A 15,933-nucleotide genomic window follows, 5' to 3' on the forward strand; every position below is an offset into this window, starting at 1 on the left:
TTTTTTATTTTTCTACAATCAACATTGTCGAGCTTCCTGGGACAAAAAAACGTGGCTGCAAAAAATATTTTTTTCTCCAGAAAAATAAGAAGGGCATTTAGAGAATATGGCGAATTAGTAAACACATAAGCCCGATTTCGCAAAGTGCGGATTCACCTGGAACCGACGTTAAACGCCAAACGTCGGTTTTTTTTTGTCTTTTTTCGCTTTTAAATCCGTTAGATAATTTGTCGGACGATTTTAGGAATAACTTTCAACCTTTTGACAAAATTTACCTTAGCCACTCCGTATAATAAATCACACAAATGATGAGAACGGGTGGTGCGTCTGATATGATAAACAAAAACTACATCATCTCTGATACTGGGGGTTCCTGGGCATATCGATTAACCAGTCAATGGACTATGCGGCTGGGAGCGTGGGGCGAACGAATATCTGCTTTTGCCCAGAAGTGGAACCTGCTGCCCTTCATAATGGGATTATTATTAGGACGAGCTATGATCCTTGAAGAGCTATCTGTTTTCGTCGTTCCGTACTTTCTTGTGATGTATTACATCAAGCGAGACAGTGTGTTTACAGTCGCCATTGCATTACTAGCAGGGGCCATGACACAAACGGTTCCCAATGGCCTGCAAGCGCTGATCAGCATACTTATCGGGTTCGTTGTTGTACGAGCAGCGGATCGTATGAAATACAAGGACTTCTCCAAAACCCCTCTGCTTGTTTTGGGAACAGTATTCATTAGTCATTTACTATTCGATGTGATCATGAATCAAGTGACGACTTATTCGATTGTGATGGTTGCAGTGGAAGCGATTCTGGGGTTAGTGCTCACACTGATCTTCATTCAATCATTATCTCTGATTCATTCAGCCAAGCCCTATGAGCCGTTAAAAAATGAGGAAATCGTCTGCCTGGTGATCCTGCTCGCTTCCCTGATGACGGGAACAGTGGGTTGGGTCATCCAGGATGTATCGATGGAGCATGTGTTGTCACGTTACCTGTTGTTGCTGTTTGCCTTTACGGGTGGTGGGACAATCGGTGCTGCAGTTGGTGTGGTTACCGGGCTGATCTTGAGCCTCGCTGATATGTCAGCACTCCAGCAAATCAGCCTGCTTGCCTTCTCAGGACTATTGGCAGGTCTGTTAAAAGAAGGCGGCAAAATTGGCGTATCAGCAGGTGTGCTAATCGGAACTTCGATTTTGGCGATCTATGGTGGAGCCAGTGAAACGTTGTACCTCTCTCTGGTGGAGACATCGTTGGGGATTATCCTGTTCTTGCTCACTCCGGCAAGCATTTGGAAAAAAATATCCAGGTTTATTCCCGGGACACCAGAAAACTTACAATCGCATCAGGAGTATATGCGACATGTCCGTGACTTGACCGCAGGGAAAATTCAGCAATTCTCTGAGCTGTTTACTCAACTGTCGAGAAGTTTCGCCCAAACTGCCGAGCCGGAAGAGCAGGAGGAGGAGAATGATCTTTTCTTGAGCAGAGTCACAGCGACAACCTGCCAGAAGTGCTTCAAGAAGGAACAGTGTTGGGAAAGAGAAACTGAGAATACCTATGACGCCCTCCAGACAATGATCAAAACGATCCATCAGCAAGGAACATTAATGGGGTATTCGATCCCTCGGGAGTTCGAACGCAAGTGTGTAAAGGTTGAGCGAATTGTAACGGAGATGGAGCAAGAGTACAATCGGTATCTGACATTCCATCAGCTCAAAAAGCAGGTTACAGAGAGTCGCAAGCTCGTCGCTGATCAACTCTCAGGTGTTTCCCGTGTGATGAGCGACTTTGCCCGGGAAATTCAGCGGGAAGGAATCGAGTTGAGCATTCAGGAAAAGCAGGTTTCGGCTGCATTGGAAGGCTTGGGTCTGTTGGTTCGTCGTGTTGATATACACAGTTTGGAAGAAGGCAAGGTCGATATCGAGATTAGTTCACCCACCTGCTATGGTCGAGATGAGTGTGCTAAAATTGTGGCGCCCATGTTATCCGAGATTCTCGGTGAAAATATCGTTGTCAAAGAACGGCACTGTGAAGCGTATAAAGATGGTCACTGCAAAATGTGTCTCGCATCAGCAAGGACCTTCGAAATTGATATCGGAGTAGCAGGTGCAGCCAAGGACGGCAAGCTGCTTTCGGGTGACAGCTTCAAAACGATGGATTTAGGCAATGGAAAAATAGCGTTGGCCATCAGCGACGGCATGGGAAATGGCGAGCGGGCCTTTATTGAGAGCCAGTCCACATTGGAGATGCTGCAGCAACTCTTGAAATCAGGTCTGGATGAAAAACTGGCAATCAAGACAGTCAACTCCGTGCTTGCCCTTCGTTCAACAGAAGAAATGTTTGCCACCGTTGATCTAGCGTTGATTGATCTGCAAACGGCCCATACAAGGTTCGTCAAAATTGGCTCAACACCGAGCTTTATCAAGAGAGGTTCAGAGGTAATCTGTGTTACTGCAAGCAACCTCCCCGTCGGAATTTTGGATGAAATTGAAGTGGATGTGGTGACTCGCTCCTTGAAGCCGGGAGATTTGTTAATTATGATGACCGATGGCATTTATGATGCTCCCCGGCATATTGAGAATCGCCAAATCTGGATGAAACGACTGATCTCTGAGCTTGAAACCGATGACCCTCAGGAAGTAGCGGATTTGTTGCTAGAGAAGGTGATTCGTCACCACTATGGACAAATCGTTGATGATATGACTGTTTTGGTTGCCCGCATTGATCGCTATGTACCACAGTGGTCAGCTATTCAGGTGCAAGGGGTTAGCAAAATGGAGCGACCACGAGTAGTAAGTTAAGAGAGGAAGTTCAAAAAGTCCGGGAAACATAGCGTTCGAATTTCTGCGTTGCCTTGCCCCTCCGCTGCTCACGTAGACTCACCTACGTTCCGCTGCTCGGGTCTTCGGCGCCTTGAACTTCGAGGCTCTGTTTGTCCTCCTTTTTGAACAGGACTAAGTTAAATAGCGTATGTTTTCCCGTCTCCCCGTCGATACTGGTAAAAAAAGCCTGTAGAATGGGGAGATTTTTGTATGTCTAAAATAGCGACTTTGCGACAAATTCTCGTCGTAACAGATGGTTGCTCCAATGTGGGGATCAGTCCGGTAGCAGCGGCTACACTTGCCAGAGAACAAGGGATCACCGTGAATGTAATCGGAATCGTCGAAAGAGATGAATTAGGAGAACAAGGCGAAAAAGAAATTAAAGAAATGGCTTCGGCGGGTGCAGGATTAAGCGATATTGTCTATCCTACACAGCTTGCTCAAACCGTTCAAATGTTAACTCGAAAAGCAATGACTCGCACCATTCATCACGTCGTCAATAAAGAGTTGAAAGAAATTCTGGGAACGGCTGCTGTAGAAGAATTGTCACCAGAAAAGCGAATGCAGGTGGCGGGCATGGTCGATGATTTGGGCGAGCGGAGTGACCTGGAGGTGGTTATGCTGGTGGATACCTCCAGCAGTATGAAGTCCAAGCTGCATGCAGTGCAACAGGCCATCCATGATTTTAGCATCAGTTTGCAGTCGAGAAGCGGCGGAAGCAAAATGATGGTATGTACATTTCCTGGGAAACATAAGCACATTGATGTACGCATTCCATGGACACAGCAAGTAGAAAAAGCTCATCAATTGACTGCTGGATTAGCCATGAGTGGTATTACCCCGACAGGTCCTGCCATTGTTGAAGCTATCGCACTTTTCAATCATGTTGAACTTCCGGAGTCCCTGAATGAACGATACCGGCTAGAAAACAGAGCCAATGATGATGACAAAGGATTCTTGCAGGATCATGTATTCTAAGCAAGCTTCTCCATCACTTCCGAAGTATTTTGCGGGCAAATGGCATGGAAAGTCCTATACGATTCTGCGGGAGTTGGGAAAAGGTGCAAATGGAACCGTATATCTCGCTTCGACATCACAAGGCAAGCAGGTTGCCGTAAAAGTTGGGATAGATGCGCTGGATTTGTTCATGGAAGTGAACATGCTGCGAGAAATCAAGCCAGCATACGGATTACAGGTAGGGCCGTTTGTGGTAGATGTGGATGATTTGAATTTGCGTGGTGCTTCCTATACGTACTATGCAATGGAGTTTGTAGACGGGGATCAGTTGGACCACTATGTAAAACGGGTTGGAGTGGAGTGGGTTCCTGTGCTGATGATTCAGCTTCTGACTCGTTTGCAAATCTTTCATAGCCAGGGTTGGATTTTCGGTGATTTGAAGCCAGAGAACATCCTTGTCGTCAATACAGACAAGCAGCTGCGTTTGATTGATTTTGGTGGAGTCACCCGGATCGGAAATGCCGTCCGACAGTTCACAGAGGAATACGATCGTGCTGCGTGGCATTCTGGGGATCGGAAGGCTTCTGTCTCATACGATTTATTCTCGCTTGCCGTCATGATGACAAGGCTCGCAACAGGGGAAGAGGGTTGGAAAAAGATTCGACTCTCTCTTCGCACCCCACAAGTACTTTGTGATATAATACGGGACAATAATGATCTGTATCCGTATCGGAAAGTACTGGCGAAAGCGTTGGAAGGCAAATATCAAACGGCAATTCAGATGAGACAAGATATGGTGGGGGCCGTTTCCACCAAAACACACCCGCCTGTCACTCCAGATGCGGATCGGGTAGGAAAGTGGATTGGGGGACTGTTTGCAGCCTCCCTGTTGTTACTTGCCGGATCATTGTATTACTTATGGATGTGAGGGATTTGGATGCTTTTATCCCAAGATCTGGTGATGGAAACCTGTCTCCTGGCTGGTGAAATCATGCTTCGCAGCGGTGCTGAAACCTATCGAGTGGAAGACACAATGGCATTGATTGCGAAAGCAGCAAATATGGACGGCGTACATAGTTCTTGCACCCCGACAAGTATCATTTTTTCTTTTTGCGCAGGAAACAGTGACCGCACACGTATGATTCGTGTTAAAGATAGAACGTTTGACTTGAACAAGGTTACGATGGTCAATGAAGTGTCCCGTCGTTTTGTATCGGGCAGCATTACCCTTCATGATGCCTATCAGCGCCTGCAAGCCATTAATCAAATGAAGTCCCTGTACCCAGCATGGTTACAACACATGGCTGCCGGCTTAGCCAGCGGCTCTTTTACTGTGCTTATTGGCGGAACTGTGTTGGATTTTTTTCCGACAATACTGGCTGCTATTCTGGTGAATCTGGGGGTTTTCTACTTTCAACAAGTGCTTCAGGTTAAGTTTTTTGCAGAATTTATGGCCGGGCTATTCGGTGGATTTATTACCTTGCTTTCTTTTCGAATGATACCTGGATTACATCTCGATCTCATGCTAATTGGCACGATGATTCCCCTGTTCCCGGGAATTATCATTACGAATTCACTGCGAGATCTGATGGCTGGCGATTATGTCGCTGGTGTAACAAGGGGAGCGGAAGCAATTCTTACCGCCTTGTCAGTTGCTTTGGCAGCAGCGATCGTACTATCTTTTGCGAGGTGATGAGGAATGTGGTGGTTGAAAGGGTTAACTTTAAGTTTTGTTTCCTGTATTGCTTACGGCATGTTGTTTAACGTTCCCATTCGTACCTTGTGGGCTGGTGGTTTGGTCGGGATGCTCTGTTGGCTGGTCTTTAAACTGATGCCGATGATCGGTGTTCAGGCAGCCTTTGCGACTTTTATCGCAGCGATGTTTGTCTCCCTCTTTAGTCAAATGCTTTCCATAAGGTTGAGAGTTCCTTCTACGAATTTTAGTATCGCCGGAATCATTCCACTGGTACCAGGATCTACTGCATATAAATCGATGTTCGCTTTCGTGAATGGTGATAACATCGGTGGTATTACACTCGCCGTCAAAACCTCCATGGAAGCGGGAGCAATTGCCTCAGGTCTGATTCTTGGTCTCTCCATTTTTACGGTATGGAAAGGATTTGCGTCCCGATATGCTACTTCAAAACGTCCGAAAACAAATTGATGCCAAACGCTTGCTTGAGCCGAAAGAGACAATCCTTGTTGCTGTTTCGGGCGGGATTGATTCCATTGTCCTGTTACATATCTTGTGGAGATTGAACCAACAATATGCTTACCAATGGAAGCTGCATGTATTTCATTTGAACCACGGTTTTCGAGGCGAGGAATCAAGACAAGATGCTGTTTTTGTCGGGGGATTCTGTGAACAGCTCGGTATCGATTATGATTTGATTGAACGGGATGTATCTATCTATATGAAAGAGCAGAAGCTAGGTACACAAGAGGCTGCAAGAGAGGTAAGGTATCAGTTGCTTGAGGAACTCGCAACCAGAATCAAGGCAAACAAGGTTGCCATTGCTCATCATGCTGACGATCAGGTGGAGACAATCCTGTTTCGACTTCTCCGTGGTACGAATGCCGGTGGATTAGCCGGAATGCCAGAACGACGTTGGTTGATTCCGGAGCAGACGGAAATCGTTCGTCCCCTTCTGTCTACGTATCGCAAGGAGCTGGAGGAGTATTGCAAAGAGAATCAAATCCGTTTTCGTGAGGATAGCAGCAACCAATCAACAAAATACACTCGAAATCGTCTGAGGCTGGACGTCCTGCCTATGTTGGAAAGCATTAATCCTCGTTATAAAGATCATATTTTGCAATTATCAGAGGGCATTCAATTAGACGATCGCTATCTTCATCAACTCTCGAAAGATCAGCTCGAACATGTAATAGTAAGCAAGGAATTGAATAAACTAGTCATTAGTCGTGAGAAGTTGCTAAAGTGTGACCTTGCTTTACAAAGGAGAATGATTACACTAATATTAAGTTATCTGTCAAACGAATCAGAATGGTCTTCGCAACATGTGGAGGCCGTTTTCCGTATCTTACATAATGATTCACCGTCTGGTATTGTTCATCTGCCAAAGCAATTGGTTGTACAGCGCAATTATGAGTACATATTTTTCGGAAAAAAAGAGTTAGGGATATCAACACAAGATTATTCCTACGAACTGGCAATTCCAGGGACAACCTGGATTCCAGAAACCGGGGTGGCATTACACGTATCATGGCTGACAAGTGGTGTTGAATGGGCTGCTCTACCAGCCAATTGTGCTGTATTTGATGGTGACTTGCTCTCTGAAAAGCTTGTTGTCAGGAATCGCAGAGCAGGAGACCGGATGTCATTATTGGGCGCTTCGGTTCATAAGAAAGTGAAGGACATCTTTATTGATGCCAAAGTTCCAAAGGACATGCGGGAACGGATGCCCGTAGTGGTTGCAGGAACTGAAATTATTTGGATACCTACTGTAAAAAGATCATCAGTCGCCTCGGTGACAGAACTGACAAGTAGGTTCATTCATATGGAAGTGGAGTTTGGAGAAGATTGGCGGGAGGTAGCGAATGAATAACGACATCAAGGATATTTTACTAACGGAAGAACAAATTGCAGCAAAAGTAAAGGAACTCGGAACCATACTAAGTGAAGAATACAAAGATAAAAACCCTTTGGTCATTTGCGTACTAAAAGGTGCTGTTGTATTTATGGCTGACCTGACTCGCCATATGAATATTCGTCTTGAGATGGATTTTATGGCTGTATCAAGTTATGGGGCAAGTACAGAATCATCGGGAGTTGTTCGTATCCTCAAAGATTTGGATACTCCTGTTCAAAACCGTAACGTATTAATTGTCGAAGATATTATGGACAGCGGTTTGACTTTGAGTCGTTTGGTAGATTTGTTGAAACATCGTGAAGCCGCATCCGTAAAAGTAGTTACACTGTTAAATAAACCGGAAAGACGCAAAGTAGACATTTCACCAGACTACAGCGGTTTTACCATTCCAGACGAGTTTGTCGTCGGATATGGCCTGGATTATATCGAAAACTATCGTAATTTGCCATACATTGGCATATTAAAACCAGAGGTATATACCAAGTAGTTTGGTTGAGTTTTTCACTATCTATGTGATAAAATGTGGAAAGTGTTTTTTCGCGAGAGGAGGTAAGAAATGAATCGTTTTTTTCGCAATACAGGGTTCTATCTACTCATTTTCCTTGTCACGGTAGGGATCGTAAATTTCGTCCTCTCCGGGACTGATAAAACAGAGCCATTGAATTACCAGCAGTTCCGCAATGAATTAAAGAACGACAATGTCGTTGAAGCGACTCTTCGTCCTGAAGGACTTACATACTCAGTTCAGGGTAAACTGGCAAAACCAGTGAATGGTCAGCAGTTATTTACAACCAATGTTCCGTTGTATGACACGGATGTTGTTACAATCATTAACGACAAAATTGACAAAGGTAAATTTACCAAAGTCGAGTTTAAACCGCAGGAAGGGAACAGCATCTGGCTGACGTTCCTTACCTCCATTATTCCATTTGTGATCATCTTTATCTTGTTTTTCTTCTTATTAAATCAGGCACAGGGTGGCGGCAGCCGAGTGATGAACTTCGGTAAAAGCAAAGCCAAACTGTACAACGATGAGAAGAAGCGTGTTACGTTCGATGACGTAGCAGGTGCAGATGAAGAAAAAACAGAGCTTGTCGAAGTGGTCGAGTTCCTCAAAGACCCACGCAAGTTTGCTGCTGTAGGTGCTCGTATTCCAAAAGGGGTACTGTTGGTAGGACCTCCAGGTACAGGTAAAACATTGCTTGCTCGTGCGGTCGCCGGCGAAGCGGGAGTGCCATTCTTTAGTATTTCCGGTTCTGACTTCGTTGAAATGTTCGTCGGTGTGGGTGCTTCCCGTGTTCGTGACTTGTTCGAGAATGCGAAGAAGAATGCACCGTGCATTATCTTCATTGACGAGATCGACGCCGTTGGTCGTCAACGTGGAGCAGGTCTTGGCGGTGGACACGATGAGCGTGAACAAACACTGAACCAATTACTCGTTGAGATGGATGGTTTCGGAGCAAACGAAGGTATCATCATGATTGCTGCGACAAACCGCCCAGATATTCTTGACCCGGCATTGCTTCGTCCAGGTCGTTTTGACCGTCAAATTACCGTTGACCGTCCTGACGTGAAAGGTCGTGAAGCTGTACTGAAAGTACATGCTCGCAACAAGCCGCTTGGCGATGACCTGAATCTGGATGTAATTGCCCGCCGTACACCAGGCTTTACTGGGGCTGATCTGGAGAACTTGCTGAATGAAGCAGCTCTTCTTACTGCTCGTAAAAACAAGAAGCAAATCAACATGCTCGAGATTGACGAAGCAATTGACCGTGTGATTGCTGGTCCTGCCAAGAAGTCTCGTGTTATCAGCGAAGATGAGAAAAAACTGGTTGCTTTCCATGAAGCGGGCCATACGATTGTAGGATACTTCCTTAAAAATGCAGACATGGTTCACAAGGTAACGATTATCCCTCGTGGGCAAGCAGGCGGATATACGGTTATGTTACCGAAAGAAGACCGTTACTTCGCTACAAAAGGCGACTTGCTTGACAAGATCGTTGGTTTGCTCGGTGGTCGTGTTGCTGAGGAATTGGTTCTTGGCGATATTAGTACAGGTGCTCACAACGACTTCCAGCGTGCAACAGGTATCGCTAGAAGCATGATTACCGAATATGGGATGAGCCGTCTGGGCCCAATGCAATTTGGAGTCAGACAAGGTCAAGTCTTCCTCGGTAGAGATATTGGGCATGAGCGCAACTACTCAGAGCAAATTGCTTATGAGATCGACCAAGAGATGCAACGAATCATCAATGAACAATATGATCGTTGTAAAGATCTTTTGACCAAGCACCGTGAACAGTTGGATTTAATTGCAAACACGTTGATGCGTGTTGAGACATTAGATGCAGAGCAAATCAGACAATTGATCGAAAATGGCAAATTAGACAAGGAACCTGGTGAAAAGAGCGATGTCATCGTTCACATCCAGCCGAAGTCTGAAACGCCAGCCGAAGCAGAAACCAAACAAGAGAACAAAGACGAATAGAGGGGCGCCACAGGTGCTCCTTTTTCTTTAATAATTTTCATGGAAAATTTCACCACATTCTGTACATTTGGAGGGGAAGAGTGTATGAGTCTCGGAAATGTGAAGATTGTAGCCTTTGATATGGACGGTACCTTATTAAATGGTGAATCCCGGATGGCTGAAGAAACCAAGCATGCCTGCCATTTGTTGCAACAGCAAGGATGTAAGCTTGTCATTGCAACTGGACGAAACTATTATTCAGCAAAGCTTCCTGTCGATGAATTTCCTTTCGATGGGTATGTTTGCAGTAATGGAGCGGCAGTTTATGAACAAGATGGAACATTGGTTCAAAGCACACTACTTTCCCGAGAAGCAGTTCTTGATACGATCTCTAAGCTGCGGGGCAAACAATTATATTACGAAGTTCATGATGCAGCAAACAATCGCTGGATGGTACAGGAAGACAGGGAGCAAATTGAAACCTTGTTGGATGAAGCGCCAAGTGATGAAGGAGTGTCTTGGCGAAAATTTTCTTTTCATCATTTATCGAGGGCAGTTCCCGAAAAGGAATTGGTCGAGCGCATTCAAACAGGGGAATCCGAAATTGTTAAAATTTTTGTGTGGCATACAAATCCAGACGAACTGATTGAAGTCAGAGAGCAACTCACGATGTGGGAAGAGCAAGTCACGATTACTTCATCAGGAAACAATAATTTTGAGATGATTGCCAAGGGTGTCAGCAAAGCATCCGGGCTCCAGTATTTCCTCGATAAGTGGGAAATCAAACCGGAAGAGAGCGCTGCTTTCGGAGATGCAGATAATGACTTGGAGATATTTTCACTCGTAGGGAATCCGATTGCTATGGAGAATGGAACTGATCAGTTAAAACAATTGGCCAAATTCATCGCACCGGATCATCAAGAAAATGGAGTAGCTACGTTTATCATGCAAAGGTTGATTCAACCTTCCTGATTCTAACAGGGAGGGTAAACTTCTGTCATTGACTTTTGGCAGAATGAGAGCGTACAATGACCGTACAAACCGACATGTGGGAGCATTTTGAGGAGGTTAGCAATATGGAAGCCTTAGCGTTGGAGAAAAAGGCCCAACGAAATGCTGAGTTGAAGGAACGACTCTTACAGTTGAAAAAAGAGCGCAATGCTATTATTCTTGCTCACTTTTATCAAAGACCTGAAATACAAGAAGTTGCAGACTTTATCGGTGATTCGTTTGGCTTGGCCCAAAAAGCGAAGGAAACGGATGCCGATGTCATCTTGTTTTGCGGTGTTCACTTCATGGGAGAAAGTGCAAAAATTCTCAATCCAAATAAAAAGGTAATTATTCCGGATGAACGTGCTGGCTGTCCAATGGCTGACATGGTGAACGTAGAAGGATTGCGTAAGATGAAAGCACAACACCCGAATGCAAAAGTAGTTGCCTATATAAATACATCCGCAGAAGTGAAAGCGGAAACATATATTTGCTGTACATCGTCCAATGCCAAAAAAGTGATTGAATCCATCGATGCGGAAGAGATCATTTGGGTACCGGACAAAAACCTGGGACACTACGTATCGCAATTTACAGATAAAAAGATGATCATTTGGGAGGGCTACTGCAATACGCATGACCAGCTCTCCGTTGAAGATATTGTTACATTGAAGCACCAGCATCCTGATGCGGTTGTAGTAGTTCATCCAGAATGTCGACCAGAAGTAGTGGCACTTGCAGACTATGTTGGTTCAACTACAGGAATCTTAAAATTCTGTCGTGAGTCTTCTCATAAGAAATTTATTATTGGGACAGAAGATGGAGTAAGGTACATGCTGGAGAAAGACAGCCCGGATAAAACCTTCATTTTCGCATCCAAATATTTGGTATGCCCGAATATGAAAGTAAACAACCTCAAAAAGTGTGTAGAAGCACTTGAAAACATGAAGCCGGAAATTTATGTTCCTGAACATGTGGCAGACGCTGCCCGTGCTTCACTTGAGCGTATGTTGGCTGTTGCACCTGCGTAAGTTTTTCTGTTGGAAATAAGCAAAAGAGCAGTTTGTCACCAGATGAGGTGGCAAGCTGCTCTTGTTTCGTTTGGTTATTGCATTTGCATTATGATTGCGGCATTGGTGTTGGTGTCGGCTTGGAATAGCCCTCTTTGTACGTATCATCGATGTATGTACGAATTTCTTTGAGCGACTTTCCTTCCTGTTTCATTTGGGCAGAGATTGCTGCGATTTCCATGCATGTTCCACAACGAGTTCCATGGTCATCCCAGATAACGGAGCCATCAGCCTTGACTTCCTTTACAAAACAATTGCCATTATGTTTATGGTCAGAGCTGTCTGCACAACCACAATAACAAGGCATCCATTCCAGCACATCCAGATTGTCTCCGGCTACACGATACATATCTTTAATGCGAGGATCAACCTTGTCCAAAAAAGTCGGAAGCTGGTTGATCGAGGCAGTTGTTTCCCACAGGTCAAACCCGTTAGCAGCTTGTGACTGATGTTCGGAATGTTCCTGATTGTTCTGTGGTGCTTGCCCAGCTTGGTTGGACTGTCCACCACAACCAGCAAGGATTAGTAGAAGAGAAGCAAGTAATACATATAGCAAACGAGACGACTTCATCTGTTATACCTCCTTTAAGTAGATTCATTATAACACAAAAAAATTCAATCCAATTTGAGTTCAGCAAGCTGTCACATCTGGCTGCGAGTAAGAAATAATGTAAATCGTAATCAGTCTTATTTACTTTGTGGGCGAATATAGATATAATAAGAAACGTAAAACGGAATGATTCCAGTTAAAGCTAGATAGAAAGAATAGAAAAGCAACACCTGAAAGGATGAATGGAATGATGAAACGATATTCAAAAATGCTGCCTGTGCTGTTGGCTGGGGTACTGGCTTTTTCGTTAGCAGCTTGTGGGAATTCCACAGCTACTAATTCGAATCAGACACAAGATCAACCGACAGCGGCTCAAGAGAACCAGAAGCTTCTCGTATATACTTCATTTTACCCATTGTACTGGGTTACATCACAAATTGGTGGAGAGCATGTAGATGTGAAGAATGTGGTACCTGCGGGTGTGGAACCGCATGATTATGAGCCGACTACCAAGGATATTGTTGACATGTCAAAGGCATCGGTGTTTGTTTATAGTGGTACATCTTTTGAAGCCTGGGTGGAGAAAGCAGTAAGTAACTTTGACAAGAGCAAGATGGCAGTGGTGAATGTTACAGAGGGAATCCAACTGCTGGAGGCAACGGAAGGACTCAACCATGAGGGAGAGGAAAGTTCAGCAGAGGGAGAAGCGCATGAACATGAGCATGGCGGACTCGATCCACATGTTTGGCTGGACCCAACCTTGTTGAAAGAGGAAGCAAGCAAGGTAAAGGATGCACTCATTAAAGCGGATCAGGCAAACCAGACTGTTTATCAGCAAAACTTTGACAAATTGGTTCAGGAATTGGATAAACTGGATAAAGAGTTTCAGGAGATGGCATCTAAAGCTGCTCGCAAGGAATTTATGGTTTCTCACTCCGCATTCGGTTATTTAGCGCACAAATACGGATTGAAGCAGGTAGCCATTTCAGGATTGTCACCATCTGATGAACCATCTACTTCTGAATTGAGAGAGTTAATTGAACACGTAAAAGAGCACAACATCAAGACAATTTTCTTCGAGACACTGGCTTCTCCCAAAGTTGCGGAAGTGATTGCGAGAGAAACAGGGGCGAAAACAGCAACACTGAACCCGCTCGAAGGTTTGACGGAAGAAGAAGTGAAGCAAGGCAAAGACTACCTCTCCGTGATGCGAGATAACTTGGAAGCGCTGCGCTCTGCTTTACAAGAATAGCGGAAACCAAAAAGCAAGGAAGTTGATGGTATGAGCGAAAGTCATGAAAACGATATTGTTCGTTTGTCTAACGTGACATTTCAGTATGAGAACGGGAAAAAGGTTTTGGAAGATATTCAATTTTCTTTAGAAAAAGGCGATTTTCTCGGAATTGTCGGGCCAAACGGATCAGGAAAATCTACGTTGATGAAGCTGATTCTTGGGCTACTACAACCGACACAGGGCAGAATCGAGTTGTTTGGACAGCCGATGGATAAATTCCGAGACTGGGTTAAAATCGGTTATGTTGCCCAGCAGGTGGCACATGGCGCTGGAGGATTTCCGGCAACAGTTGAAGAAGTAGTCGCTTCCGGCCTGGTCGGTCGGGTAGGACTCTTCCGCAGACTGAAAGCCAGCCACTATCAAAAAGTCCGTGACGTTGTAGAACGAGTAGGCTTGCTGCCAAAATTGTATGAACGAATCGGGAACCTGTCTGGAGGTCAGTTGCAGCGTGTATTTATTGCTCGTGCACTCGTTTCTGATCCGGAACTGTTAATTCTCGATGAACCGACTGTAGGGGTCGATCAGGAATCCATTGAGCAATTTTATGAATTGCTGCGAACGCTCAAAGAAGATACGAGAATGACCATGATGATCGTGAGTCATGATGTCAGCGTAATGACGCAATGGGTCAACAAGGTTGCCTGCTTGCAGAGACGAATTCACTTCCACGGTCCAACCGTTGAGTTTGAACACAAACAGGAGCAAATTTTCCAAAGCATGTATGGCGAATCGGTTCGTCTGCTTGCGCACAATCATTAAATTTTGTTGGTCCTCGTTTCAGTGTGAGGAAGGAGAGCGTATGTTAGCAGATTGGTGGAATTATGAATTTTTACGGTATGCCTTGTTTTCGGGAATCCTGATTGGTTTGATTTGTCCGGTATTAGGCACGTTTCTTGTCGTGAGACGCTTGTCGATGATGGCGGATGGACTATCTCACGTTACACTTTCAGGGGTGGCGACGGGTTTGCTGATTTCCAAAAAGGTGGCCCTTTTCAGTGCAGTAAATCCCCTCTTCTTCGGTATGTTATTTTCTGTGATTGGCTCGTTATTTATCGAGCGGTTGCGTAAAGTATTCAAGGCGTATCAGGATTTGGCCATTCCTATTATCCTGTCGACTGGTCTCGGTCTATTTACGGTTTTGATTAGTATCGCACAAGGCTTCAATGCTGATCTGTATTCTTATCTGTTCGGCAAAATCGTTACAGTGACGATTGATGATTTGCTGGCATTGGCAGGGGTAGCGGTAGTTGTTCTTGCTACTGTTTTCCTCCTGTATAAAGAACTGTTTGCGGTATCCTTTGATGAAGAATTCGCTAGAGTGTCCGGCGTCGCCCGTCGAGCAATCAATCTCTGGTTTATGATTCTGGTTGCTTTAACGATTGCAGCTTCTATGCGAATTGTTGGCGTACTGCTTATTTCAGCACTCATCACATTACCTGTTGCAGCCAGTTTGCAGATTGCAGGAAGTTTCCGTCAGGCCATTTTTTATGCAATATTGTTTGCAGAGACAGCCGTTTTGGGCGGTTTGTATTTTGCTTATTTGTGGGATTGGGCATCAGGAGGAACCATTGTATTGATGGCTGTATTCATCCTCGTGTCAGTTCTTGCAGGCAAACGAGTACGATCCATGCTGATGTAGTCTTGTTGGGAAGGGGGGACGTTTATGAATCTGGATGAAGCACTGCAAATCTTGAAAGAGCGTGGTTTCAAATACACAGGCAAACGGGAAGAGATCATCCGCATCTGTGCCCAAGAGAAACGATATTTGTCTGCAAGGGAAATTATGGAGCAGATGAAAGAGAATTATCCTACGCTCAGCTTTGATACAGTCTACCGCAATCTCTCCACTTTTGTGGAGTTGGGCATTTTGGAAGAGACAGAGTTGGAGGGAGAAGGGAAATTCCGCCTGGCTTGTTCCCACGGTCATCACCACCACTTGATATGTACAGAATGTGGAAAAACGAAGGCCGTTGCTGCGTGCCCCATGAATCTCGTACCTGAACTGCCACAAGACTTTCAGGTCACTGGACATAAATTCGAAATCTACGGCAAATGCAACAGTTGTGTCTGAGAAAATAAAAATTGAATTGCCTGCTTGACAACCAAAATCTTTCGCTCTATGATTACCTGTAACAGAAGGTGTGAAAACGCTTTACATCATGG

The 15,933-nt window shown here is 44.8% G+C and carries 15 protein-coding genes; 14 read left to right on the top strand and 1 reads right to left on the bottom strand.

What is annotated here, in order from left to right; genetic code table 11:
* The first annotated feature begins 332 nt into the window (after positions 1–332).
* The 10 genes from spoIIE to nadA all read left to right on the top strand — a co-directional run bounded on the left by spoIIE (position 333) and on the right by nadA (position 11,887).
* Positions 333–2,810, top strand: coding sequence for a stage II sporulation protein E (spoIIE, locus tag ACPW7N_RS15215; protein WP_425651949.1), 2,478 nt, complete (start codon positions 333–335; stop codon positions 2,808–2,810).
* A gap of 231 nt (positions 2,811–3,041) precedes the next feature.
* Complete coding sequence (locus ACPW7N_RS15220; protein WP_425651950.1) at positions 3,042–3,809, top strand: VWA domain-containing protein; 768 nt, start codon at positions 3,042–3,044, stop codon at positions 3,807–3,809.
* Complete coding sequence (locus tag ACPW7N_RS15225; RefSeq protein WP_425651951.1) at positions 3,799–4,716, top strand: serine/threonine protein kinase; 918 nt, start codon at positions 3,799–3,801, stop codon at positions 4,714–4,716. The genes ACPW7N_RS15220 and ACPW7N_RS15225 overlap by 11 nt, the downstream gene beginning before the upstream one ends.
* 9 nt (positions 4,717–4,725) lie before the next feature.
* The gene (locus tag ACPW7N_RS15230) at positions 4,726–5,481 is read left to right on the top strand and encodes a threonine/serine exporter family protein (protein WP_425651952.1); all 756 of its coding nucleotides are present in this window, start codon (positions 4,726–4,728) and stop codon (positions 5,479–5,481) included.
* 6 nt (positions 5,482–5,487) lie between these two features.
* Complete coding sequence (locus tag ACPW7N_RS15235; RefSeq protein ID WP_425651953.1) at positions 5,488–5,952, top strand: threonine/serine exporter family protein; 465 nt, start codon at positions 5,488–5,490, stop codon at positions 5,950–5,952.
* Positions 5,921–7,354 carry a tRNA lysidine(34) synthetase TilS gene (tilS, locus tag ACPW7N_RS15240; protein WP_425651954.1) on the top strand — a complete coding sequence of 478 codons (1,434 nt, stop codon included), beginning with the start codon at positions 5,921–5,923 and terminating at the stop codon, positions 7,352–7,354. The genes ACPW7N_RS15235 and tilS overlap by 32 nt, the downstream gene beginning before the upstream one ends.
* Positions 7,347–7,886 (top strand): hypoxanthine phosphoribosyltransferase, encoded by a 540-nt coding sequence (hpt, locus tag ACPW7N_RS15245; RefSeq protein WP_425651955.1) that lies wholly within the window; start codon positions 7,347–7,349, stop codon positions 7,884–7,886. Before tilS ends, hpt begins: the two co-directional genes overlap by 8 nt.
* Positions 7,887–7,955: 69 nt before the next feature.
* Positions 7,956–9,887, top strand: coding sequence for an ATP-dependent zinc metalloprotease FtsH (ftsH, locus tag ACPW7N_RS15250; RefSeq protein ID WP_425651956.1), 1,932 nt, complete (start codon positions 7,956–7,958; stop codon positions 9,885–9,887).
* Positions 9,888–9,971: 84 nt separating this feature from the next.
* Complete coding sequence (locus ACPW7N_RS15255) at positions 9,972–10,838, top strand: HAD family hydrolase (RefSeq protein WP_425651957.1); 867 nt, start codon at positions 9,972–9,974, stop codon at positions 10,836–10,838.
* A 104-nt stretch (positions 10,839–10,942) separates the two neighbouring features.
* Positions 10,943–11,887: a quinolinate synthase NadA gene (gene nadA, locus ACPW7N_RS15260; protein WP_425651958.1), complete on the top strand. Its 945-nt coding sequence runs from the start codon at positions 10,943–10,945 to the stop codon at positions 11,885–11,887.
* Positions 11,888–11,975: 88 nt separating this feature from the next.
* On the opposite strand, the gene ACPW7N_RS15265 is transcribed toward nadA, so the two are convergent.
* Entirely contained in the window at positions 11,976–12,497 is a 522-nt protein-coding gene (locus tag ACPW7N_RS15265) for a PCYCGC motif-containing (lipo)protein (protein ID WP_425651959.1), read from the bottom strand.
* Between the two features lie 226 nt (positions 12,498–12,723).
* Here ACPW7N_RS15265 and ACPW7N_RS15270 point away from each other — a divergent pair, with 226 nt between their 5' ends.
* The 4 genes from ACPW7N_RS15270 to ACPW7N_RS15285 are packed head-to-tail and all read left to right on the top strand — an operon-like array spanning position 12,724 to position 15,841.
* Positions 12,724–13,728, top strand: a complete 1,005-nt coding sequence (locus ACPW7N_RS15270) for a metal ABC transporter substrate-binding protein (RefSeq protein ID WP_425651960.1) — start codon at positions 12,724–12,726, stop codon at positions 13,726–13,728.
* A 30-nt stretch (positions 13,729–13,758) separates the two neighbouring features.
* A complete protein-coding gene (locus ACPW7N_RS15275) occupies positions 13,759–14,529 on the top strand; it encodes a metal ABC transporter ATP-binding protein (RefSeq protein WP_425651961.1) in 771 nt (256 codons plus the stop codon).
* Positions 14,530–14,569: 40 nt separating this feature from the next.
* On the top strand, positions 14,570–15,409 hold the full coding sequence (locus ACPW7N_RS15280) for a metal ABC transporter permease (RefSeq protein ID WP_425651962.1): 840 nt from the start codon (positions 14,570–14,572) through the stop codon (positions 15,407–15,409).
* Between the two features lie 24 nt (positions 15,410–15,433).
* Positions 15,434–15,841: a Fur family transcriptional regulator gene (locus tag ACPW7N_RS15285; RefSeq protein ID WP_425651963.1), complete on the top strand. Its 408-nt coding sequence runs from the start codon at positions 15,434–15,436 to the stop codon at positions 15,839–15,841.
* Positions 15,842–15,933: the final 92 nt, after the last annotated feature.

It is taken from the genome of Brevibacillus nigriterrae (genome assembly GCF_049846925.1).
Classification (GTDB): Bacteria; Bacillota; Bacilli; order Brevibacillales; family Brevibacillaceae; genus Brevibacillus_H.

Coding starts and splice junctions, on each gene's coding strand:
- spoIIE (WP_425651949.1), top strand. CDS start 333: ATGATAAACAAAAACTACATCATCTCTGATACTGGGGGTTCCTGGGCA.
- ACPW7N_RS15220 (WP_425651950.1), top strand. CDS start 3,042: ATGTCTAAAATAGCGACTTTGCGACAAATTCTCGTCGTAACAGATGGT.
- ACPW7N_RS15225 (WP_425651951.1), top strand. CDS start 3,799: ATGTATTCTAAGCAAGCTTCTCCATCACTTCCGAAGTATTTTGCGGGC.
- ACPW7N_RS15230 (WP_425651952.1), top strand. CDS start 4,726: ATGCTTTTATCCCAAGATCTGGTGATGGAAACCTGTCTCCTGGCTGGT.
- ACPW7N_RS15235 (WP_425651953.1), top strand. CDS start 5,488: ATGTGGTGGTTGAAAGGGTTAACTTTAAGTTTTGTTTCCTGTATTGCT.
- tilS (WP_425651954.1), top strand. CDS start 5,921: ATGCTACTTCAAAACGTCCGAAAACAAATTGATGCCAAACGCTTGCTT.
- hpt (WP_425651955.1), top strand. CDS start 7,347: ATGAATAACGACATCAAGGATATTTTACTAACGGAAGAACAAATTGCA.
- ftsH (WP_425651956.1), top strand. CDS start 7,956: ATGAATCGTTTTTTTCGCAATACAGGGTTCTATCTACTCATTTTCCTT.
- ACPW7N_RS15255 (WP_425651957.1), top strand. CDS start 9,972: ATGAGTCTCGGAAATGTGAAGATTGTAGCCTTTGATATGGACGGTACC.
- nadA (WP_425651958.1), top strand. CDS start 10,943: ATGGAAGCCTTAGCGTTGGAGAAAAAGGCCCAACGAAATGCTGAGTTG.
- ACPW7N_RS15265 (WP_425651959.1), bottom strand. CDS start 12,497: ATGAAGTCGTCTCGTTTGCTATATGTATTACTTGCTTCTCTTCTACTA.
- ACPW7N_RS15270 (WP_425651960.1), top strand. CDS start 12,724: ATGATGAAACGATATTCAAAAATGCTGCCTGTGCTGTTGGCTGGGGTA.
- ACPW7N_RS15275 (WP_425651961.1), top strand. CDS start 13,759: ATGAGCGAAAGTCATGAAAACGATATTGTTCGTTTGTCTAACGTGACA.
- ACPW7N_RS15280 (WP_425651962.1), top strand. CDS start 14,570: ATGTTAGCAGATTGGTGGAATTATGAATTTTTACGGTATGCCTTGTTT.
- ACPW7N_RS15285 (WP_425651963.1), top strand. CDS start 15,434: ATGAATCTGGATGAAGCACTGCAAATCTTGAAAGAGCGTGGTTTCAAA.